The organism is Gammaproteobacteria bacterium, assembly GCA_016199745.1.
Classification (GTDB): Bacteria; Pseudomonadota; Gammaproteobacteria; order Acidiferrobacterales; family Sulfurifustaceae; genus JACQFZ01.
In genome coordinates this window covers 1-22149 of record JACQFZ010000004.1, presented here as the reverse complement: position 1 = coordinate 22149, position 22149 = coordinate 1, and the positions used below count along the sequence as shown (strand labels likewise).

20 protein-coding genes are annotated in these 22149 nt (G+C 59.4%); 18 read left to right on the top strand and 2 right to left on the bottom strand.

Annotated features, from left to right (window positions below):
* The first annotated feature begins 3 nt into the window (after window positions 1-3).
* From HY308_00705 to HY308_00620, 18 genes are all read left to right on the top strand, one after another.
* Window positions 4-834: an outer membrane lipoprotein-sorting protein gene (locus HY308_00705; GenBank protein ID MBI3896797.1), complete on the top strand. Its 831-nt coding sequence runs from the start codon at window positions 4-6 to the stop codon at window positions 832-834.
* Window positions 835-894: 60 nt separating this feature from the next.
* Window positions 895-1371: a beta-hydroxyacyl-ACP dehydratase gene (locus tag HY308_00700; protein MBI3896796.1), complete on the top strand. Its 477-nt coding sequence runs from the start codon at window positions 895-897 to the stop codon at window positions 1369-1371.
* Window positions 1355-2110, top strand: a complete 756-nt coding sequence (locus HY308_00695) for a 3-oxoacyl-ACP reductase FabG (GenBank protein ID MBI3896795.1) — start codon at window positions 1355-1357, stop codon at window positions 2108-2110. The genes HY308_00700 and HY308_00695 overlap by 17 nt, the downstream gene beginning before the upstream one ends.
* A 280-nt stretch (window positions 2111-2390) precedes the next feature.
* Complete coding sequence (locus HY308_00690; protein MBI3896794.1) at window positions 2391-2642, top strand: acyl carrier protein; 252 nt, start codon at window positions 2391-2393, stop codon at window positions 2640-2642.
* Window positions 2643-2672: 30 nt separating this feature from the next.
* Window positions 2673-6263 (top strand): hypothetical protein, encoded by a 3591-nt coding sequence (locus HY308_00685; protein MBI3896793.1) that lies wholly within the window; start codon window positions 2673-2675, stop codon window positions 6261-6263.
* Window positions 6250-6474, top strand: a complete 225-nt coding sequence (locus HY308_00680; GenBank protein MBI3896792.1) for a DUF2798 domain-containing protein — start codon at window positions 6250-6252, stop codon at window positions 6472-6474. The genes HY308_00685 and HY308_00680 overlap by 14 nt, the downstream gene beginning before the upstream one ends.
* Window positions 6450-7856 carry a hypothetical protein gene (locus HY308_00675; GenBank protein ID MBI3896791.1) on the top strand — a complete coding sequence of 469 codons (1407 nt, stop codon included), beginning with the start codon at window positions 6450-6452 and terminating at the stop codon, window positions 7854-7856. Before HY308_00680 ends, HY308_00675 begins: the two co-directional genes overlap by 25 nt.
* A 29-nt stretch (window positions 7857-7885) precedes the next feature.
* Window positions 7886-8269 carry an ectoine synthase gene (locus HY308_00670; protein MBI3896790.1) on the top strand — a complete coding sequence of 128 codons (384 nt, stop codon included), beginning with the start codon at window positions 7886-7888 and terminating at the stop codon, window positions 8267-8269.
* Window positions 8270-8361: 92 nt separating this feature from the next.
* On the top strand, window positions 8362-9207 hold the full coding sequence (locus HY308_00665) for a hypothetical protein (protein ID MBI3896789.1): 846 nt from the start codon (window positions 8362-8364) through the stop codon (window positions 9205-9207).
* Window positions 9207-10424 carry a beta-ketoacyl-[acyl-carrier-protein] synthase family protein gene (locus HY308_00660; protein MBI3896788.1) on the top strand — a complete coding sequence of 406 codons (1218 nt, stop codon included), beginning with the start codon at window positions 9207-9209 and terminating at the stop codon, window positions 10422-10424. The genes HY308_00665 and HY308_00660 overlap by 1 nt, the downstream gene beginning before the upstream one ends.
* A 28-nt stretch (window positions 10425-10452) precedes the next feature.
* Window positions 10453-11595: an acyl-CoA dehydrogenase family protein gene (locus HY308_00655; GenBank protein ID MBI3896787.1), complete on the top strand. Its 1143-nt coding sequence runs from the start codon at window positions 10453-10455 to the stop codon at window positions 11593-11595.
* A 2-nt stretch (window positions 11596-11597) separates the two neighbouring features.
* Window positions 11598-13082: an AMP-binding protein gene (locus HY308_00650; protein ID MBI3896786.1), complete on the top strand. Its 1485-nt coding sequence runs from the start codon at window positions 11598-11600 to the stop codon at window positions 13080-13082.
* Window positions 13083-13105: 23 nt separating this feature from the next.
* Entirely contained in the window at window positions 13106-13345 is a 240-nt protein-coding gene (locus HY308_00645; GenBank protein ID MBI3896785.1) for a hypothetical protein, read from the top strand.
* Between the two features lie 32 nt (window positions 13346-13377).
* The gene (locus HY308_00640; GenBank protein MBI3896784.1) at window positions 13378-14427 is read left to right on the top strand and encodes a hypothetical protein; all 1050 of its coding nucleotides are present in this window, start codon (window positions 13378-13380) and stop codon (window positions 14425-14427) included.
* 12 nt (window positions 14428-14439) lie between these two features.
* A complete protein-coding gene (locus HY308_00635; protein ID MBI3896783.1) occupies window positions 14440-15141 on the top strand; it encodes an indole-3-glycerol-phosphate synthase in 702 nt (233 codons plus the stop codon).
* On the top strand, window positions 15138-15824 hold the full coding sequence (locus HY308_00630; protein MBI3896782.1) for a hypothetical protein: 687 nt from the start codon (window positions 15138-15140) through the stop codon (window positions 15822-15824). Before HY308_00635 ends, HY308_00630 begins: the two co-directional genes overlap by 4 nt.
* Entirely contained in the window at window positions 15811-16671 is an 861-nt protein-coding gene (trpA, locus tag HY308_00625) for a tryptophan synthase subunit alpha (GenBank protein MBI3896781.1), read from the top strand. The genes HY308_00630 and trpA overlap by 14 nt, the downstream gene beginning before the upstream one ends.
* A complete protein-coding gene (locus tag HY308_00620) occupies window positions 16668-18005 on the top strand; it encodes an FAD-dependent oxidoreductase (GenBank protein ID MBI3896780.1) in 1338 nt (445 codons plus the stop codon). Before trpA ends, HY308_00620 begins: the two co-directional genes overlap by 4 nt.
* 63 nt (window positions 18006-18068) lie before the next feature.
* Here the strand turns inward: HY308_00620 and HY308_00615 are convergent, their stop codons facing one another.
* Together HY308_00615 and HY308_00610 are read right to left on the bottom strand one after the other, a co-directional pair.
* Window positions 18069-19172, bottom strand: coding sequence for a glycerophosphodiester phosphodiesterase (locus HY308_00615; protein ID MBI3896779.1), 1104 nt, complete (start codon window positions 19170-19172; stop codon window positions 18069-18071).
* A gap of 201 nt (window positions 19173-19373) precedes the next feature.
* Window positions 19374-21584, bottom strand: coding sequence for a serine/threonine protein kinase (locus HY308_00610; protein ID MBI3896778.1), 2211 nt, complete (start codon window positions 21582-21584; stop codon window positions 19374-19376).
* Window positions 21585-22149 lie beyond the last annotated feature (565 nt).

The following is a 22149-nucleotide window of genomic DNA, read 5'->3' as shown; positions in this document are numbered from 1 at the left end:
AATATGAAAAAGGCATCACAACAACTGGCGGCAGTTTTGCTCGGTATCGTCGCTTGCATGACGGTGGCGCGGAGCGCCGACGAGTTGGCGCCGTTGACACCGAAAGAAGTCGAAGACGTCATGCTGCGGGTCGAGAACTTAGACGACGGTGACGACGTGACGTATGAGCTGGAGATGCTGTTGATCGATCGCACCGGTAGCGAGCGCCGGCGCAAGATGCACGTGAAGCAAAAGGACTTCGGCAAGAGTGGATCGGATCGATACACGTTCATCAATGTCGACTACCCGCAGTCGCTGCAAGGCACACGTATTTTGAGCTACGACTTCGACGAGCCCGATGCCGACGATCTGCAGTGGATTTATCTGAACGATTTGAAGAAGGTGAAACGCATCGCCAGCACCGACAAGACCGCGAGCTTCATGGGATCCGATATTACTTTCGCCGATCTCACCGAGCGCAAGGTGCGTAATTACAACTTCAAATTCATCAAGCACGCGGCGGTCAACGGCCGCAACGCTTGGGTGATCGAGATGATTCCGAAGACGCCGCAAGAGGTCGACAAGTTCGGTTACACCAAGGCGCTTTTGTGGATCGACAAAGAGAGCAACACGGCGATCCGCAGCGTCTTCTGGGTCAAAGATACCGACCTGCTCAAATACTTCGACGTGTACAAGCTGGCGAAGGTCGACGGCATTTGGACGCAGCTCGAGTATTCGTTCATGACCAAGCGCGGCGATGAAATCGTCAGTCGCACGAACGTGCGCGCGATCGGTTTGAAGTACAACCAGCATTTGCGCCCGGACGATTTCCGCGCAACTGCCTTGGAAGGTTGATGCCTTAGTAGCGGCGTCTTGCATTGAACCGAGTGATGTTGGAACTAGTACTAATAGCTAATGGAAATGTTAACGACCAAGAGTATTTTGTCGGCACTGCCTCATTCACACCCGTTTGTGTTCGTTGACAGGATTATCGAGCGCGTACTAGGGGAATATGTCAAAGGCGTTAAAGCAGTGAGCTACAACGAATCGTACTTTCCGGGACATTTTTCCGATGGACCTATTTTGCCGGCGGTCGTCATGATCGAAGCGGCATCGCAGGTTGCCGGCTTTTTGGTCGACATCGGCGGCGATTGTATGGCGCGTATCGTCGGCGTCGAACGGTTTCAGTTTCAGAAGGCGGTGGAACCGGGTTGCTTGCTCGAGATCGAGGTACGGCAAAAGAGTCGGCGCCGTAACGTGATCTTCGCCGACACCATCTTGTCGGTCGAGGGTGAAAAAGTGGCGTCGGGTTCGCTGCAAATTTACGTCAAAGAGCCGGATGTAAAAAAAACGGAGACCGTACTGGGAGAGGTCAATGAAGTCGAGCGGTAAACCGGTAGCGTTAGTGACCGGCGCCTCCAAAGGCATCGGTGCGGCGGTGGCGAAAGCACTGGCAAGCGACGGTTACGCCGTCGCTATCAATTACAACCGTTCGCTCGACGGTGCCAATGCCGTGTTGCACGACATCAAGGCAGCGGGCGGCGACGGTGTCGTCGTGCGGGCCGATGTTGCCGACGAGCAGCAGGTCGTTGCCATGATGCAGACGATTAAACAGCAGCTCGGTTCGATATCCGTGCTCGTCAACAACGCCGGCATCGGCGTCGACAAGGCGGTGTTCCGCATGAGTGCCGACGAGTGGAACCGCGTTATCGCTACCAACCTCAACGGCGCGTTCTACTGCATCCGTCACAGCGTGACGTCCATGCTCAAGGCCGGCAATGGCCGGATCATCAACATCACCTCGATCAGCGCGCATAAAGGGTCGCCCGGGCAGGCGAACTATGCGGCGTCGAAGGCCGGGTTGATCGGTATGACGCATTGCTTGGCGAACGAGCTCGGACGCGCTGGGGTCACGGTCAATTGCGTGACGCCTGGATTGGTAAAGACGGAAATGACCGCCGGTATGCCGGAGGAGAAATTTCAGGCGATCAGCAAGCGCATACCGATGGGGCGTTTGGGGCAGGCGGAAGATACGGCGCATCTGGTTTGTTTTCTCTGTAGTCCGGCAGCGTCGTATGTGACCGGGCAGGTGATCGTCGCCGATGGTGGTTTAACGTGTAACGTAAATTAGCCAGGTATAGCGGTTGATCCACTATTTAAAGTGAAACGATTAGGGAGCGGCAAGAGGGGGTAGTTAGGAATGCACATCCGTCCGTAATTCCGTCGCAAGCCGGAAACTAGTTCCACCAAGAAATTTCTTCATGCCGATCACGGCATCGCGAAAGTTCGTCGAAACTTTCGTGCGGTCGCGCTCGACCCGAAGAAACGCAAACATCGCCATCGTCGGCAGCCGGTGGCGGCACTATCGATGGATTTTTGGCTGCTAACAACGAGTCAGGAGGAGGTGAGCCATGAGCCGATTGGACAGTTTGGTCAAGGTAGTACGCGAGAAGCTGAGCTTGGATGTGATCGAGATCGGTCTCGACACGCATTTCTTTCGTGAGCTTAAAGCCGATTCGGTGAATCACCTATCGCTGATCAGCGCGATCGAGAACGAATACGGCGTCGAAGTGAAGGACGAGGAATACGAAAAGTTGAACAGCTTGAACGAGATCATCGATTTCCTGCAGAGCAAAGGAGTGGCATTGCAGCCGAATAGCTGATCGTTCAACTGCGCGTCGAGGAGTAGGGACATGAACGTCGCTAGAGACAATCGCATTGCCATCGTCGGTATGTCGGGCCGCTTTCCGCAGGCGTCGAATCTCGACGAGTTTTGGCAAAACTTGATGAGCCAGCGCGATTGCGTGACGGCGGTGCCGGCCGATCGTTGGGAGCATCAGCGCATCTACAGCGCCGATGCGCAGGCGCCGCTCAAGGCGTATTGCGACCAAGGCGGTTTCATGACCGCGCCATTCGCATTCGACAACGAGTTGTTCGGCATCTCCGAGCGGGAAGCAGAGGTTATCGATCCGAAACAGCGCATCTTGTTGGAAGAGGCATTCTTGGCACTGCAGGACGCGGGCTACACGCGTGCACGTATCAGCGGCAGTCGCACCGGCGTTTATGTCGCCGGCGGTTGGGATTACTACGCGCACGGACTGCCGAGCGCGCAACGCATTACGCCGTTCGGCCTACTCGGCAACAACAACACGGTATTGGCCAATCGCATCTCGCATTTGTTCAATCTGGTCGGGCCATCGGTTTACACCAACACCTTCTGTTCGTCGTCGTTAGTCGCGCTGAACATGGCAGTGCGGGATCTGCGCAGCGGCGTGTGCGATACGGCGTTGGTCGGCGCGGTGCAGATGTTGTGGCCGGAGCATTACATCGCCTTGAGCCAATTCCGGGCGCTATCGAAGACCGGCCGCTGCCGGTCGTTTGACGCTGACGCCGACGGTTTTGTCCCAGGCGAGGGTGCCGGTGTATTGGTGTTGCAGCGGGTAGTCGACGCGCGCAACGATCACCGACGGATCTACGCGCAAATCCTCGGCACCTCCGTCAATCACACCGGCAAGGCGGCGAACTTGTCGTCGCCGTCGAGCGAGGCGCAAGAAGCCGTCATCCGCCAAGCGCTGAAGGATGCTGAGTTACCGGCGCGTGCTATCGACTACATCGAAGCGCACGGCACCGGTACTGCGCTCGGCGATCCGATCGAGGCCAAGGCGTTGAAGAATGTTTTTGTCGGCGATGACCGGCAGGGACGTAGTTGCGTGCTCGGCAGCGTCAAGAGCGCCATCGGCCATTTGGAGCCGGCCGCTGGTATCGCCGGTCTCATCAAGATCGCACTCGCGCTACAGCACGAAACGATACCGGCCAATTTGCATTTTCGCCGGCTCAATCGCTTCATCAATTTAACCAACACCGATCTACGTGTGTGCGATCGCAACATACCGTGGCCGCGGCAAGCGGTCCCGCGTTATGCCGCCATCAGCTCGTTCGGTATGTCCGGCACCAATGCGCACGCGATTGTGACGGAAGCCGACGCTACCCCGGCAACGGTCGCCGACCCCGAGCGCCCGCTGGCATTGGTGATTTCCACGCGCACACCGGCACAGTTGCAAGTGCTGGCCGGGAAGTGGGCCGCACGTCTTGATGCAGGCGCTGATGCGGCGGATCTGATGCGTACCGCTTGGCAGGCGCGTGAGCCGATGGGTTATCGACTTGGTGTCGTTGCGGTCAACGCGACGGCAGCGCGGACGGCGTTCACCCGCTTCGCCGAAGCCGCGGCTGTCGAATCGCATCTGCCGGAAATGTATTACGCCGGCGAGTCAGCACCGACGCGCGTCGTCGAGCTGGCATTCGATGTTGCTGTCGATGCACTACCGGCGTCGTGCCGTCCTTGGCGCCGAACCTACGATGCGCTGAGTGCTGGCCGATCCGCGACAACAGAAATGACAGCAGTCGCTTTGCTGGCGGCGTTGGCCGATGCCGGCATCTACGGTGATCGTTACGAATGCTCGGTCGAGTGTTTGCCGTTGCTGTTGAGCGGATTGGCGTTGATAACGCCCGAGCAGATATCGTGCACGCGACCCAATGCCATGCCGAAAGCCGCGACGTTGAATGGCATTTTGTTGAGCGACCTCGAAGGTGTGCCGCTGCGCGACGCGATCGCCAGATTGAGCATCAACGCTGTCGACCGCCGTGTACGCATCGGCATCGGTGCTACGCCGGTCGAATCCATACCGGTCGTTACCCTCGCCGATCCGCAACAGGCGGTCGCGACCTTGTGCGTACTTTTTTATCTGCGCGGTGGCAGCGTCGACGTCGCGCCGTTGTTAGGTTTTGCCGATGCACGGATTGTCGCCGCGCCGTTAGCACCGCTACTCGGCAAGTTGTTCCGCCACGAGCATGTGACCATTACGCAAGATAGCGTCCAATCGATTGCCGCGCCGACACCAGTGCCAACCGACCCCGGCGATTTGTTGACGCTCGTCCGGCAGCGGGTAAAGGCAGTCGCGCAATTAGACGACGAAAAATTTACCGACGAAACCACGTTCGACGACGCTGGCATCGACTCGGTGACGCGTACGGAAATTGCGCACGATCTGCTGGCGCGTTTGCCCGCCTTGACAGTGACGCTCGATCAGCTGGAAGACAGCGCGAGTATTGCCGCCATCGCGCGGCTGTTGACCGAGGGCGGCGCGACGATTGCGCCGATAGTTGCTGCGGTCGATTGGGCATCGGTCGTCATCGACATCGTCCGCCGCGTTACTAATCGCGAAATAACGACTGACGACTTTCATACACCGATCGACGAATTGGACATCGATTCGATAGATCGCACCGAGATTGCCGCCGAGTGGGTCGGTCGCTATGCCACTAAGCAGGCGCCGCTCGATGCGTTGGTCAATGCACGTACTTTTGCCGAACTCATCGAACACGGTCGGACCGACCGAACCGTCGTCGCAGTGTCAGCGGTAACGGCACCGACGATTGCGCACGGCGCGCGTTTGGTCGGCGCCGGAAAAAGACTGCCGACCGGCGAATGGCGCGCGCCGTTGTTCGTCGATCAAACGCATCCGTTTTTCTTCGATCACCCGCTCGACCACGTGTCCGGTATTCAGGCGGCCGAGTCGATCTTCGCCTTGTTGCAACAGATTCCATCGACCACCGCGCAAACCTGGTTACCGACATCGGTTCACATCGATTTCAAGGAGTTGATCCGACTGGATGCACCGAACGAAGTGTTCGCGCGCGAGCTACGCTTCGGCGGCGAATCACCGGCCAGACGGTTTTTCTACAGCGGCGTGATTGTCGGCGACCGTGTGCGGTGCACCGCCGACATCATGTTGCAGCCGGCAGACGACGTTATCGGCGATCTACCTGCTATCGACGACGTCGTACCGGCGGCGAAACACACCGTCAACAAGAGCGACGCGCGCAACGTGTTCATTGCACCGCTCGATTCGGATCGCTTTGCGCTGGTGCCGCTTACCGAGCAGCCGCACTTCGCGAAACTAGCGCCGACCGACCATTTGCCGTTGGGCTATCTGGTGGAAGCGTTTCGCCAAGGTGTGCGTTATCGCGCGCATCAACGTAACGGCGCGGCGCTGGCCGGTGAGCGTGCGCTCATTACTTCGCTATCGGCCAGCATCGACCGGCCGATAACGCGCGGTATTTTTTGCGAGCTGGCGTTTTCGCCGGTACGACTTGACGAGCATGCGCGCGGGCAAGCGCTGGTCGAGCAGGCGGCGTTAACGACGGCTGGCATAACGATCGGTCGGTTCTCGATCGAGACCGTACGGCTTATCAACAAGCAATTGGTGCCTCATGAAAATACCTAGCAAATATCAAAACCTGTTGTTCGCCGCCATGATGGGATTTTTTATGTCCATCTTCATGTCCGGCGCGATCCTGTGGATCAACACCGGCCTCGACCACCAGTTTCTGTTGCGCTGGGCGCGGGCGATTACCGTGTCGTTCCCGATTTCGGTGCCGCTGGTCATTCTGCTGGCACCGCTGGTGAGAACATGCGTCGCGCGCGTTACCGGATAATCATCGTGTTGCTACCGATGACTCATAGCGGAATGGCCGCGCGTGTCGGCGTCGCGCTGCTGCTGATCGTTTGCGCGCGACTGGCGACGGCCGGCGAGTACGACGATGTTCTACGCGACGACGGTTGGCGCGACTCGGCCGCCAAGCAGGATCAGTGGTTGGGGAAGGAGCCGCAAATCGTCAACGGCGCGTTCGATAGCGTGGCGATTTATCGGACGCACGACGGCGGCAGCACCTTGTTATCGCGCGGCGAATTGGGTCATTGGAAACAAATATTGACGCTGTCGGCCGATCACGATTTGTCCGAGCGCGTGCAGTTCAAATGGGGCATACGCGCCGAGCACGACCTCAACTTCGCGTTTCATTCCAACACGGATTATCCCGCGGAGTACGAGTCGCAACACAAAAGCGACTTCGATGTCTCCGAAGGGGCGTTCGTGTGGCGCCCGTCGGACCGGCTCGATCTGGCCTTCGGCCGGCAAATACTGAACTGGACATTCGGTAATTATTTGAGCGTGCTCGACGTGCTCAATCCGCACGACTATCGCATCCCGCAATTCGTGCGTTCGCCGGCCGATCTGCGGCGAGCGACGACCATGAGCACGGTCAATTACCACACCGCCGACACTCGCTTCAGCGTCGCCGGCATTCACGAATGGCGCTTCGACGAATATCCGGCTTATGGCAGCGATTTCTATATCGCGCCCGGGCCGCGGCCGACCGAAGTGATACCGGACGACTTCAGCGACACCGGTGTTGCGGCGCAGCTGGTGTTGCGCGGGCTGGGGACCGACTTCTTGCTGATGGGTGCGCATTACTTCGACGACACCACCTATCAACAGCGCGTCGGTGGCGCGATCGAGTTGCTTCACAACAAAGTGTCGATGTTCGGCCTGGGAGCAACGCGCACCAGCGGCGATTGGATTTTCATCACCGAGTTTGCGTACTTGCAGGGCTTGCGCTATGGCACGCTCGATACCGAGTTCAGTCGCTTCGACAGTATGTTCGAAACCGAGTACGGCATCACCCGCGACATCAAGCTAACCGCCGCCGCCCGCAATTATCACATCAACGATTACGACGAGCGGATCGGTCAGCTGAGCCCGGTGTCGCGCCGATTCGAGGATGAGTATCAGTGGTTGCTCGGCAGCAGCTTTACTTTGCTGCAAAGCCGGTTGGTGTTGCATGTCGATTATGCGTCGTTCGGTCCTAACGGCGACGGCGGCGGCTACACCCGTACCGACGCGAGTTATGAAATCAGTGACCGGTTCATGCTGTACGGCGGCCTGTTGAATTATCGCTCCGGCACTTACAGCAACTACAACGGCATCGGCGATAGCGATCGATTTTTTGTCGGCGTGCGTTACGCCATTTCACGATGACTTTTCAATCAACCAGTGAGGAGTGGGAGATGATTATTCGTAAGCTAGAGGAAATTTCCGGAACCGAACGCGACATCGCCTGGGGCAACGGCCAGAGCCGGCGTTTCCTGATTGCGCGGGACGGCATGGGTTTTTCGGTGACCGATACGTTGGTCAAGGCCGGCAGCTCGTCGCTGCTCGAATACAAAAATCATTTGGAGGCGTGTTATTGCGTCGAGGGTGAGGGCGAAGTGGTCGACTACACGACCCAAAAGACCCACGCCATTACGCCGGGCACGATCTACGCGCTCGACAAGCACGAGAAGCACGTGCTCAACGCTAAGACCGACTTGCGTTTGGTATGTGTATTCAACCCGCCGTTGAACGGCAGCGAGAAGCACCGTTTGAACGGCGACGACAGTTCGAGTTACTGACGTCATCGCTGACCGTCTCGCCATAATCCTTCGCTGACAGTGGACGAAGGGAATCGGCGGGGCGGTTGGTGGCAACAGAGGGGTGGGTGGTCATGCAAAGCCAAGTGGTAGTGAGCGGGTACGGCTATTTGACACCGTGGAGCAATAGCCTGGGATTGGCGCAGGACGGCGCAACCGCGCCGACCAAGAATGCGCGCGCTGACGATCGATTCGAATATATCCCGACGAGTTGGTTCAAGCGGGTCAGCGGCTCGGCAGTGGTCAAGCATACGCGGTTGTCGTTGTTGGTTTCGACGGTCGTCGAGCACGTATTGCGGCGGGCGCAGCTGCAAGGACGAACTGCATTGAACGAACGCACTGGCCTGGTCGGCGCGTCGGCATTCGGTGCGGTCGATTGCATCGACGGCGTCCGTCGCTGTTTGCAGCAGCGCGGGCCGGCACACATCGACCCACAAGAATTTTCTAAGGCGACGCACAACTATCCGGTCAGTCTGGCATCGGTCGACTTCGGACTGCGTGGGCCGTTGACGGCGTTCGTCTCCGGCAATCATGCTGGCCGCGACGCGCTGGCGTTCGCCACATTGCTGCTGGAATCGGCCAAGGCCGAGCGCATGCTGGTGGTTGCTTACGACGAGCTGTGCCCGTTGGTGCAAGCGGTGGTCGCCGATCGCAGTGCCCATTCGCCGACGCCAACCGCCGTCGCCGAGTCGTGCTGCTGCGTGTTGCTCGAGCATCGCGAAGCGGCGCTGGTCCGCGGCATGCGTCACTACGGCGTGCTTGCCGATATCGGTGCGACGCCGGCGGTGGCAGTTCATGGGCGCCATAACGAATTGCGTTATGTCGACATGCTCGGTGTTACCGATTTATACGCGTTGACGCTGGCGCTGCCGGACATCGGTGACGATGACGACGTCGCGCCGTATCGGGAGGCGGTGTAATGGCACAACGACACGACGTCGCCATCACCGGTTTGGGCGTGGTCAGCGCCGTTGGTATCGGCGTCGATCGCTTTTGGACTGGCCTGCTCGACGGCGAGCCGGTATTGCGGCAACCGGAGTGGGCCGACGGACAACGTTTTCGCGTCGGCCATGCGGCCATCAGTCAACCGACTGACGATATGGCGGGCGGCGGCAGCGAGCGTCACGAATGCGCCAAGCGCGGCATCCGTGCGGCGTGGCAGGCGGTGTTCGACGCACGACTCGAGGGTCTGCCGCCGTCGGCGGAATTATTCGTCGGCACCACCAGCGGCGGCGAGATCGATCGCGTCGGCGCCGCCATCGACGGCTCGATGGCGTTACCGGCCGATGCGCTCGCTTATGCCGAGGCACACAGCGCGGCGGCGGCGATCGCCAGCGAATTTTTTCTGGACCAGCCGGCGCACGTCGTTTCTTCGGCCTGCACCAGCAGCGGCATCGCCATCGCTTTCGCTTACGAAAAAATTCGTAGTGGTGCGCTCGACATAGCATTGGTCGGTGGCTGCGATGTGCTGCGGCCGGCCGACTTCGGCGGCTTCAACGCGATTCGCGCCGTTGCTCCCGACACCTGCCGGCCATTCGATGTCGCCCGCAAGGGCGTGCTAATGGCAGACGGCGCCGCATTTTTATTGCTCGAATCCAGCGCCAGCGCGCGCCGGCGCGGTTGCCGTATTTATGCCGAGCTCGTTGGCGCCGGTTATAGCGCTGACGCGAGCCATGTGACCGCGCCCGATCCGAGTGGCATTGAGCGCGCCATGGCGATGGCGATCGCCGACGCCAAGATCGACGTCGGTGCCATCGAATACGTCAACTGCCACGGCACCGGTACACCGCTCAACGATGTCGCCGAGATCGATGCGCTCGATCGCACCTTCGGCAAGCATCTTTCCGGCGTGCATGTGACCTCGACCAAGTCGGTCACCGGTCATCTGCTAGGCACCGCCGGTGCCATCGAAGCGTTGATCACGACGTTGGTGATTGCGCGCCAGCAAATCCCGCCGATGAAGACCGTCAACAAGCTCGAACCGCGTGCCCATTTTCAAACCGTTCTCGATAAACCGGTGGCAAGAAACGTGCGCGTGGCATTGTCGAACTCGCTCGGCTTCGGCGGCACCAACGTGAGCTTGTTGTTCGCACGACCGGCTGAAGCGGCGTTGCCACAATCGTTTCTGGATTACTAAGTCGCGCCATGCGGCGATGGGGAGAGCAATGATTACCTGGACTGAGGAACAAGAAGCGCTACGCGAGCCGATCGAAAAATGCGTGCACTCTATTAATAAGGACTGTATCGCCCGTGACGAACGTGGCGAATTTCCGCGCGACGGTTGGCAGAAGTTGGCAGAGCTGGGCTTGTTCCGACTGCCGTTTCCCGAGGCCTACGGCGGTCTTGGGCAAGATGTGTTAACGACGATGTACGTGCTGGAAGAGCTCGGTCGCTGTTGTCGTGATGGTGGCTTCAACCAAGCGGTGTCGACGCATCTCGTTAGCACCGGAGTGCCGCTCAACCGTTTCGGCAGCGATGCGCTCAAAGCGCGCTACCTACCGGCGGTTTGCGACGGCCGCTTGATCGGTGCCCACGCGATGACTGAGCCGAACAGCGGCTCGGACGCCATGGCGATGCGTACGCGCGCCGTGCTCAAGGACGACCGCTATGTGCTCAACGGCTCGAAGACCTTCATCAGTAACGCGCCGATCGCCGATCTGCTGGTGGTATACGCCATCACTAATCCCGACGGCACGGCGCTGGATGCGTTGACGGCGTTTCTGGTGGATCGCCGTACACCGGGCGTCAGCGTCGGCAATCCGTTGAAGAAGATGGGCCAACGTACCGGGCCGATCGCCGAGGTATTTCTCGACGATGTCGTCGTACCGGCCGATCACATTATCGGCCGAGCCGGTTTGGGTTTCGCCATTTTCAATTACGTCATGAAGTGGGAAGTGCTGCTGTCGTTTGTGATTAATTGCGGCGAAATGGATCGGCGGTTGAACGATTGCATCGACTACGTGCGCCAGCGCAAAACCTTCGGCCAGCCGATCGGCAAGTATCAAGCGGTATCGCACAAGCTGGCCGATATGAAGATCGGTTTGGAGTTGGCGCGCAATTGGCTGTACCACACCGGCGCCATGTTCCAGCGCGGAAAAAATATCACGGCTGAAGTCGCCATCGCCAAAGTGGCGGCGAGCGAGTTCAACGTCGAATCGGCGTTATCGGCGATTCGCATCTTCGGCGGCGCCGGTTACATGGTCGAGTCCGGCATTGAGAGCGGATTGCGCGACGCCGTCGCCGGCACGATTTACACAGGCACTAACGAAATGCAGCGGAACTACATCGCCGCCATGCTGGGGTTATAACGATGAACATTGCGAATTTGTTAGCAAAAGCGGCGCAACGTGCGCCGGACAAGACCGCGGTCGTATTTCAGGGAACTTCACTGACCTACGCCGAGTTGGAACGGGTCGCCGATGCGGTGGCGCTGAGCTTGGGTACACGCGGCATCAACGCCGGCGATCGCGTCGGTTTGTTGCTACCGAAATCGCCGTTGGCGCTGGCAGCTATCTTCGGTGTGTTGAAGCTGGGCGCCACTTACGTGCCGTTGGACATCGGTAGTCCGGTTAGCCGCATCGAATCGATTTGTCGTAGCGCCGACATCCGCGGTGTCATCGGCGTTCCGCCAACGTTGACGCCGCTTGCCGACAGCGCCGAGCTGACGCGGACGGTAGCGTCGTGGACCTTACAGGAATTGAGCGAGTCGACACCGAGCACGAGTGCCGTCACGTCGATAGCCGCGGACGCGACCGCGGTCATCTTCTTTACCTCCGGTTCCACCGGTGTGCCGAAGGGCGTCATGATCGGTCATCCGGCGATCCGTTGCTTTGTCGAGTGGGTGGTAGATGCTTTCAAGCTGACCGACCGAGACGTGCTCGTCAGTCATGCGCCGTGGCAATTCGATCTGTCGTTGCTCGACATCTATGCCGCTGTTGCCAGCGGCGCCACCTTGGTGTTGGTGCCGGAGCCCTGGGCCGCCAACGGCAAGCAACTCACGCGGCTAATTCGAGACAGCGGCGTTACCGTCTGGCAATCGGTGCCGTCGGCGCTGACGCTGATGGTGCATACCGATGCAGATGCCGTGCTGCCGGGTATGCGCGAAGTACTGTTCGCCGGCGAGCGCATGCCGCTGAAGACCTTAGCCGGTGCTTATCGCCAATTTCCGAACGCGGTCTTCAATAATATCTACGGCTGCACCGAGACCAACGACACCTTCTATTACCGTTTGCCGACTAACTTCGCCGAAGTCGCGCAGCCGTTGCCGATCGGCCGGCCGTTGCCCTACGTCGATTACCAAATCGTCGACGAGTATGGCGAACCGGTCGAGCTAGACACGCCCGGCCGGCTGTTGGTGAGCGGACCGACGCAGCTGCAAGCTTACGTCGGTGCGGTCGACGCGGCGACCGACGGCGCCGGCTACTACGACACCAAGGATATCGTCCGCGAAGACGCCGATGGGTTGCTGCATTACCTCGGCCGCAGCGATTCGATCGTCAAGACCTCGGGCTATCGGGTGAATTTACTGGAGATCGAAGGCGCGTTGGAGGCTAACCAGCGCGTGGCCGAAGCCGCCGTCATCGCCGTTGCCGACGATATGATCAGCAGCAAGCTGGTGGCGTACGTACGCACGCGCGACGGCGAAAAACTGACGACGCTCGACGTGAAGTGCCACTTGGCCGAGCGCCTACCGAAGTACGCGATCCCGCACGAAATTAAATTCGTCCAAGAGCAGTTACCGAAAACCGTCACCGGCAAGACCAACCGGACGTTGCTGGCGCAGTCCTATTCTTAACCGTCGTTAACAGGAAAACGAACATGAAGACGTTGCAAGATGTGAAGCAATACATCATCGACCAGTTTATTCCGGATAGCAGCCTCGATAGCTTGGACGAAAACATCGACTTGATTCGAAACGGCATCATCGATTCGCTCGGCGTGCTGAAGATCGTGTCGCACATCGAGAACGAGCTGAAGAAAGAGGTGCCGGTGGAAGACATTACACCTGAGCGGTTCAAGTCGGTCGCCGCGATTTACGAATTTATCCGCGTCGCCTAACCGGCGTGCGGTACATCATCCGAGGCTGCGCCATGGAAACTAAACTGTTGCGCCAACTGTTACACGATTCGACCCGTGTCGGTCCGGACGATTACGCCGACTATCTCGCGCAGATCGAGCAGGGGCGCGTTTCGGCGGCGGAGATCGTCGCGTTCCTGACGGCGTTGTCGACTAAGCCGTTGCAGACCTACGACGTGTTGCAATTCTTGCGCTACCTGCGCGCGACGCAGGCGCCGTTGGTACTGCGCGGCGCGCCGGCGGTCAACATTGTCGGCACCGGCGGCGGGCCGGCGACGTTCAACATCAGCACGACGGCATCGCTGGTGGCGAGCGCCGCCGGTGTGCGCGTCATCAAGAGCGGTTCGCGCGCTTATAAAAGCGTCTCCGGTGCGCTCGATGCCGTCGAGGGACTGGGCCTGCGCACGGTCGATAGTCCGGCCGAGGTTGAGGCGATGCTGAACGCCGTCGGTATCGCTTTCACCGGTGTCGGTGTTTATCCGAAGCTACCGCTGAAAATTGCCAAGACCATTTTTCCGCTTAGCCTGCGCACTATCGGTGGTTTCATCAACAAGATCGGTCCGCTGTTGTGTCCGTTCGCGTTGCGCGGGCAGCTGACAGGCGTTAGCAACGAACGCGACATGGCGGTGTTGCGCGAGGCCGCTTGCGAGCTGGGGTTGCAGCGGTATTGGTTCGCGCACTGTCGCAACGGCATGGACGAGCTCGCTAGTGTGGCCGATGCCTTATTGGTTTCGACTCACTCCGACAAAGGCACGGTCGAACCGTTATCACCGCAGGTATTGGGATTGCACAGCGGTGCGCTGGAAACGTTGTTGGTCGGCTCGAAGGCGGACAGTCGCGCCATGGTCGAGGCGGTGCTGGTGGGCGTGGCTCCGCGTGCGGCGATTGAAACGGTCGCGCTCAATGCGGCGTTTGTGGCTTGGATCGCCAGCGGCGAGTCGATCGTATTGCGCGCCGAAATCGCCCGCATGATCGAGCTGATTCGTGACGGTCATGTGCACCAGCATCTATTGCGTCTGCGGGCGTTTCCGCAGGTGGACGCGCCGGCAGCGGCGACCAGATAGCGCGGAGCGATCATGTTGCGATTCAACGAGGCGCTATGGTGTGCCGCTCGTGCCGGTGCCATTCCACTGATCGCCGAAGTCAAAGCGCATTCGGCGGTACGCGGCGATTTACTGCACGGGCGCTCGGTCGAGCATATCGCCGACAGCTACCAACGCTCGCCGGCGTGTTGCCTGTCGGTTGTTACCGGCAAATGGTTTAAAGGTCATGTCGATCTGCTGCGACAAGTCGCGGCAGTGGTCGATAAGCCGATCCTGCGCAAGGATTTCATCATCAGTGCGCGCGAAGTCGATCGTTCGGCGGAACTCGGTGCCAGCGCCGTGTTGTTGACGCGAAAGCTGATGACGGCCGATCACTTCCAGACGTTACTCGATTACACCCTCCAGATCGGACTCACGCCGTTTGTCGAGGTCGCGGACGAGAATGAGATACGCGACTTATCGCTGCCGGCCGGCGCGTTGTTGGCGATCAACAACCGCGATATCGGCCAGCGCGAAACCGACGACGGCACCATTGCCAACAGCCTCGCATTGCTCGATTTGGCCAAGCGTGTGGCGCTGCGGGTGATCAGCGCCAGCGCCATCGACAGCGCCGAGCAGGCACGCTTACTGATCGAGCGCGGTTTCGACGGCGTGCTGGTCGGTACATCGCTGTTGTTGGCGCCCAATCTGCAGCGGGCGCTGGACGACTATCGTGTCGTTGAGCCGGTGTTATGAGCTTTGCGCTAAAAATATGCGGCGTGTCGAACCCGCAAGAGTGCGCATTGTTGAACGCTAGCGCGGTGAGCTACGCCGGATTGTGGTGGGGCATGACAGATGGTGCACACAATCTTTCTACGGCACGATTTGTACAGCTGGCCGAGTCGCTGACGGCGAATGTGCGGCCGGTGTGCGTGACATTTTCGCAGGATGTCGCGGCGATGGTTAACGTGCTACGCAACTCAGGCACACGTCATTTGCAGTTGCATGGCTTTCAGCTGCCGGCAGTGATCAGTCGTGTGCGCGCCGCGCTCGGCGATGACGTAACGATATTCAAAGTGATCCACGTGAAAGATCTCGACTGCCTAGAGGCGTCGTTGCTGAAGCACTACCAGCGCGCCGGCGTCGATCTTTTTATTCTCGATACGTTCGTCTCGCGACTACAGCTCGGCAGTACCGGCAGGCAGATTCCGTTGGCGGCGTTGCAGCGTTGGCTCGATCGGCTCGGTCCGGATAGGACGTTGGTCGCCGGCGGTGTCGATGCAGAACGCATCGGCGAGCTCAGGCGACTTTGGCCGGAACTTGCCGGCGTCGACATCGATTCGGCCGCGCGTAGCGACGGCGGCATTTGCGGGCAACGGCTGGCGCAGTTGATACAAGCGACTCTACTAGGAGCAACGGTGAACCATGGGTCCCATTGAGCAGCATTTCTATCGCAATCGTGCGCGCAACAAACCGGGATTGGTGGCGTATCTCACCGTCGGCGATCCGAGCATGGCGGCGACCGAGCAACTGATCGAAACGCTGGAACTCGGCGGCGCCGATCTGATCGAGCTGTGCGTGCCGTTCCCGAATTCGCCGACCGACGGGCCGACCCTATTGGAATCGCATCGCCGCGGATTGGCCGCCGGCGCCGATGTCGCCGCGACGTTGCAAATGCTTGCGTCCATTGGTGTCGCCCGACGCGTGCCGGTGGCGCTGCTGGCCGATTATTTCCACAGCGTGCGACCGCTGGGGCTAGAGCGTTTCGCCGATGATTGTGTGACCGCCGGCGTCGAAGGTGTGTTCGTGCATGCGTTGCCGCCGCTGTTGCGCGAAAGGGCGCGGTTGATTTTGGACGAGCGTGGCTTGGAGTGGATCGTTAGCTTTTATCTCAATTCCGACGAGCAACGGCGGCAATGGAGTTACCAGCACTGTCGCGGCATGATTTATCTGGTGGCGCATTACGGCCGCAGTGGCGGTAATTTCAGCTTCGATGCCGACACGCTGGCGCAGATCAAGCGCATTCGTGCCGAGACCAGCAAGCCGTTGGCCGTCGGCTTCGGCATTAAAGGACGGCAGGAATTGGAATTGATCTACGGTACCGGCGTCGACGCGGCGGTGATCGGCAGCGCGCTAGTCAAACAGATCGAGACCCGGTTAACGCAACCGCCGGCACGCATCGCCCGTGCCGTCGGCGATTATCTCCAACGAAATTATGGCGTGTTGCTCACGGCGACGCCAGAGTCGAACACGGAAGTGAACCCCATTTTAGCGAGGCAGCCATGAAACATGTCACCATCGTCGGCGCCGGTATTAGCGGCTTGGCGTGCGCGCATTACCTAGCACAGCAGGGCATCGGTTCGACCGTGCTCGAAGCGACCGATCAAGTCGGCGGCAAAGCCGGTTGGGTAGAGCAGGGCGGCGAGCGCTTCGAGATCGGTGGCAAAAATTTCGGCTCGAACTGGACGCGCTTCATGGCGTTGTTGAACGAGTTTGGATTCTCCGGCTTCGACCGGCAGCACGGCAGCTTCAATATTGTCATCGACGGTAAGTTGTGGCAATTCGATAAAAAGAAAGTGCTGCAGAGCGGTTGGAAAATGATGCGCGCGCTCGGTCCGCGTGGGGCGTACCAGTTCCGTCAATTTCTCGGCGCGGTATCGGCCAATTACGGCAAGTTGAATCACAGCAACGGGCTGATCGAGGAAATCGAGCGGCGCTATGATCATGCACCGCTCAGTGCGCATTTTTCGCGGCGCGCTGCTTGGGGCCCGGTGCGCATGTTTTCCATCATCATGGGTGGCGCCGAGCCCGACGAGATGCATTATTCTAATCTGTGCCTAGCGTTGAACGGGTTCGACAAAGGCAGCGGCCATTCGTTGCCCGACACCACCGCTGCCTTGTTCGCCAAACTGACCGCCGGCAAAGACATAAGACGGAATACCCGCGTTACCGAGATCGTCGTCGATCGCTCGATGGTTCGCGGTGTGAAGTTGGTCGATAGCGCTGGTGCATCATTTGAGCCGACGGATGGGTTGATTTGCGCAACGCCGTTGCATGCCTTGCGGCACATGTTGGATGTCGGCGAGACGCTCGATCGTGAGCTCGGTAAAATTCGCTATTCGCCGGTGGCGTTAATCAACGCCGTATACGAACGTGATGTGTTTACCGACGACATCAGCTCGATCATGTTCGATAGCAGCAGCCCGTTGGGCCATTGTTCCGCTAATCGCCAATACAAAAAGAACTCCGTGCGCTACACCATCGCCGGGCGTCGTGGACGCGCGCTGATCGATGCTACCGACGCCGAGCTGTTGGCGCTGGCGGAACAAAATTTTCGGCGTTATTTGCCGTTGCCCGGCAAGGCCATGACTTATCATGTCGCGCGCCATCGCGACGGAATTTGCGGCTATGCGCCGAACTTCACGAGCATCAAGCGGCGCATGTTCGAATTCTTGCACGGTGTGCCGAATCTGGAGCTGGCCGGCGATTATCTGGAGGGGCACAACATGGAAGGCTGCCTGACGTCGGCGGAGTATGCGGTACAGCGGCTATTGGAAAAAGCAGTGACGATGCCGGTTGTTGCTGCGCAGCTGCCGCGATTGGTGGTTGCGTCGGTTTAATCCGCGCCCCGTTGTTCCCTCTCCCCCGTGTTTTTCGGGGGAGAGGGAACTAAGGAGCTTTAATTATTGCCCAGCAACAAACGTGTCACGCGCCTGCACGCCGATATTGCTCTGATCGCTAAAGAATCCGTCGATACCGGTCGCGAGAAACGCTTTGATCTCGCCGGCGAGATCGCCGAACGCGTTCGCATTGCCGGTCGAGCGATAGTTAGTCGGCAAGAACGTGTTCTCGGCGCGGAAGGTGTAGGGGTGCACCAACAATCCAGCGGCGTGCGCGTCGTTGACGAAGCGGGTCGCGTTTGCCGGGTTTAAGTTGCCGGCGCTGTCGAGCGGAATGATGAAGTGATTTTTTTCCGGACCGACGGCATCGGCATACTTGGCGATTTCCTTCAGACCGGCGGCGGTCGCCATTTGGTCGTAAGTCAGCGTACCGCCGGCGGTCTCGACGTCATACGGCTTGCCGTCGGACCACAGTAGCTGCACTAACGGTAGCCGGGTCATGTGCCGCAAGTCTTTGAGATTGCCGATCTCGAACGACTGGATATATACGCGATCGTGTTTTCCGTCGTAGCCGTTGCGGTGGAGGATGTGTACCAGCGGTTCTTCCATCGACAAGCCGAGGCCGTCGAAGTAAGTCGGATGTTTGGTTTCGGGATAGAGGCCGATCTTGCGACCGCTGGCTTGTTGCTGTGCTTTAACGAGGTCGATGATCTCCTGCAGTGTCGGTACTTCGAACTGACCGTCGAAGCGCGCGTTCGCCGGGCGCACGTTCGGGATGCGTTCGATCGCGCGCAATTGCTTGATCTCGGCCAACGTGAAGTCTTCGCTGAACCAGCCGGTGATGCTGACGCCGTCGACGACTTTGGTGGTCTTGCGGTTGGCGAACTCGGTGTGACTGGCGACATCGGTCGTCAGGTCGAGCACGTTGTCGTGGCGGGCGATCAATTGGCCGTCTTTGGTCATGACCAAATCCGGCTCGACGAAATCGGCACCTTGCAGGATCGCTACGCTGTAGGCGGCGAGCGTGTGCTCGGGCAAATAGCCGCTGGCGCCGCGATGGGCAATAACGATCGGGGTCTTATCTTGTGCGTGAACGACGTTAGTCACAGTCACTAGGCTCAACAGGCTTACCGCGGTAGCGGCGATGAAACTCCGGGTACGGATCATACGTGATCTCCTTTATTGTAGAGGACGAGACCACTACCGTACGCGGCGAGAATGACATGGCGGTGAAGCGCGGATGAAACGGTGAATAAAAAAGGCACGGCGTTCGCCGTGCCTTCAACATGAAACCCGGTGGTTATTGTGCGTCATCTCTCTAACGGGCAGTGCACGATAACGCGCCATTGTTAAACGCGAATGACATCGTTACTCCCAAAGACGTACGACGCGGTCGCCGCCGACGGTAGCCAGACGGCGACCGTCGTTAGTCGCGGCGAGGGCGATGATCGGGCGATCGTGTGCGCTCCAGCGTTGCGCTTGCTCGCCGGTCTCGACGTTCCAAACGCCGATCGTCGTGTCCGATCCGACCGCAATCAACCAGTGACCGTCGGGACTGAACGCTAGGCTGTGTACGCTGGTCGGAGCATTGTTTAACGTTTTCGGCTCAGCCTCTTCGCCGGCGCTCCAGCGCTTTAGCTCGCCGCCGTCGCCGGCGGAGACGAGCCAGCGGCCGTCCGGCGAGAATGCCAGCGCCGTTACGCCGTGCTCATGCGCTTGCCGATACGATCGTAATTTACCGCTCGTCATGTCCCATAGACTCAAACCGCCGCCGGTGCTGCCAGCCGCCAGCAACTGTTCATTCGGCGCGAATGCCAACGCGTGCACACCGGACTCGCCATGGGAAAGGTTATACACGCGCCGATTTTGAAACGGCTCCCAAACGGCGACCGCGCTGTCGGTATTAGCTTCGGCCAACAGCCGACCGTTGGCGGACAACGCTAATGCCACGATGGGATGCGGCGGATCGTTGCGCAACGTCGATTCGCGGTTACCGAACGGATCGAACACGACGATCGCTTCGTCGCGATCGCCGGCGGCGAGCCATTGGCTGCTCGCCGATATCCCAATGGCGGCGGCGTTGCGCACGTGTGTCGGCAGTGTCAGCCGCGGCTCGCCGGTTTTTGCGTCCCACAAATGCACCAGACCGTCGTCGGTCACGATTACCAGAATCGTGCCGTGCTTGAGAAATCCGAGTGCGCGCGGCAGCAGATCTTCGGTCAACGGTATTTCGAGCGTCTTTTGTTTATCGATGCCGTAAGGCGTTAGCGTCGCGTCCACTGCTGGTGTTGTCGACACCGGCTCGACGGCTGCTTTGGCTTGCACTGTCGGCGGTCGCTGTTCGGTCGGCGTCGGGCGACGATGTTCGTGGAAGATCTGCTCGTTGACGAAATCGCCGAAGGCGATGGTGTTGCTGGCGATCGACGTTTTCTGCGTATCGATCCAATCGTACAGCTCGTTCGGCGTGAGTCGCCCGGTGTCGATCAAATATTTCGGCGTGATGATGGCGAACGTTGCGACGAAAATGAGCACTGCCAGAAATTTTTCGAGCGGCGTGCGCGGCTTGCGCTTTTTCGTTTCTTCCTGCGCCGCCGGGATGACGCCGATCCAGCCGGTACCCGGGCGGTATACGTTCTGTTTCATCGGCTTGCCGACCTGGGCCATGTCCTTGCCCATGATGCCTTGCTCTAGGACGTAAGCGGTTGCCGGCCGCTCGCCCGGCGATAGTTTCAACGCTGCATCGATACAGCGGCGGATGTGCACGCCGTAGAACGGCCGCTCGATCGACAACGCCGGCCGCAGCGGGTCGATATGGCTGCGGGCAAACGTTTCATAACGTTGCAGCGAATCGATCGGCATTTGTCCGCTGATGCAGCGATACATCGACGCGCCGATCGAATACACATCGCTGCAAGCGCCGACATCGCCATGTCCCGGATACTGTTCGATGGCGCAGTAACCCGGTGTCAGCATCACTTTTTGTACACCTTCATCGCCGCGCGCCAGGCGCGATGAGCCGAAGTCGATCAGCATCGGCTGGCCGTCGGTGCGCAGGTAAATATTTTCCGGTTTGATATCGAGGTGCAGCAGTCCGGCGTCGTGTACCGCCTGCAGCCCGCCGAGGATCGGTAAAAAGATGCGTAACAAGTTGGGCTCGTCGATCGTGCCGCCGTGGTTGCGCAGATAGGTCGCGAGCGTTTCGCCTTGCTCGTATTCCATCACCATGTAGGCGGTGCCATTCGCTTCCAGAAAGCGCAGCACGCGCACGATGTGGGCGTGCTTGAACTTAGCGAGCGCTTGCGCCTCTTTTAAGAATTCGGACAATCCCCAGTTGTAGTTTTCGAGGTCGATGCCGGTGCGCGGAATAATGGTCGAACGGTCGTGGCGCGCGGAGTAGGCCTGCGGGAAATATTCTTTGATGGCGACGTCGGTGCTCAGCTTGGTGTCGCGCGCTTTGTAAGTGATGCCGAATCCGCCTTGGCCCAGTACCGAGACGACGACGTATTCGCCTAGACGATATCCAGGCGCGAGCGCTTGCGCGTTCGACTTAGTAACGGTCGCAGGTTTGGGTGCGGTCATGCTAGGCGCCTGAGCGGGGTGCGTTGTGCGCGAATTTCTTTTGGAATGGCGTGCGCCCCATAGGGAAAAGCTAGTCGGTGGGTGGGGGTGTAGCAAGCTGGGGTTGCATCGCCCCTGTGGGGCGATGCGGGTCAAAGTAATAAATGAAATTGCGGGATGCTCCGTCCCGCTGGCTCCCCTTCGGGCTTATGCCTAGACCCTACGAGGCTTGGGCATGCGCCACCGGGGGATTAACGGCAACCACAACCACAACCGCAACTGCAACTACCCCTAACCATTCCCGCCCAGTGCGCGCGAACTTCAGCGCGCCCGTTCGCCGGCGCGAGTGTCCACTGGACACTCGCGAAAACCCCGCCTCACCCCCCGCTGCGCAGGGGAGGGGATGAAAAGCAAACGCAAAAACGACTAGGCCGTTAGTTGCCTTCCACCCGCCGCCACCGATCCATTCCCTCCCCCGCCCTAGCGCTGTCTCTTGATCACAATTCAGCACGTGCGCGCTTGCTCATTTGATAGCCTTTAAGCCGCTCTTGTAAGCAAGACCAGCCGTGCCACATCGTGTCCCATC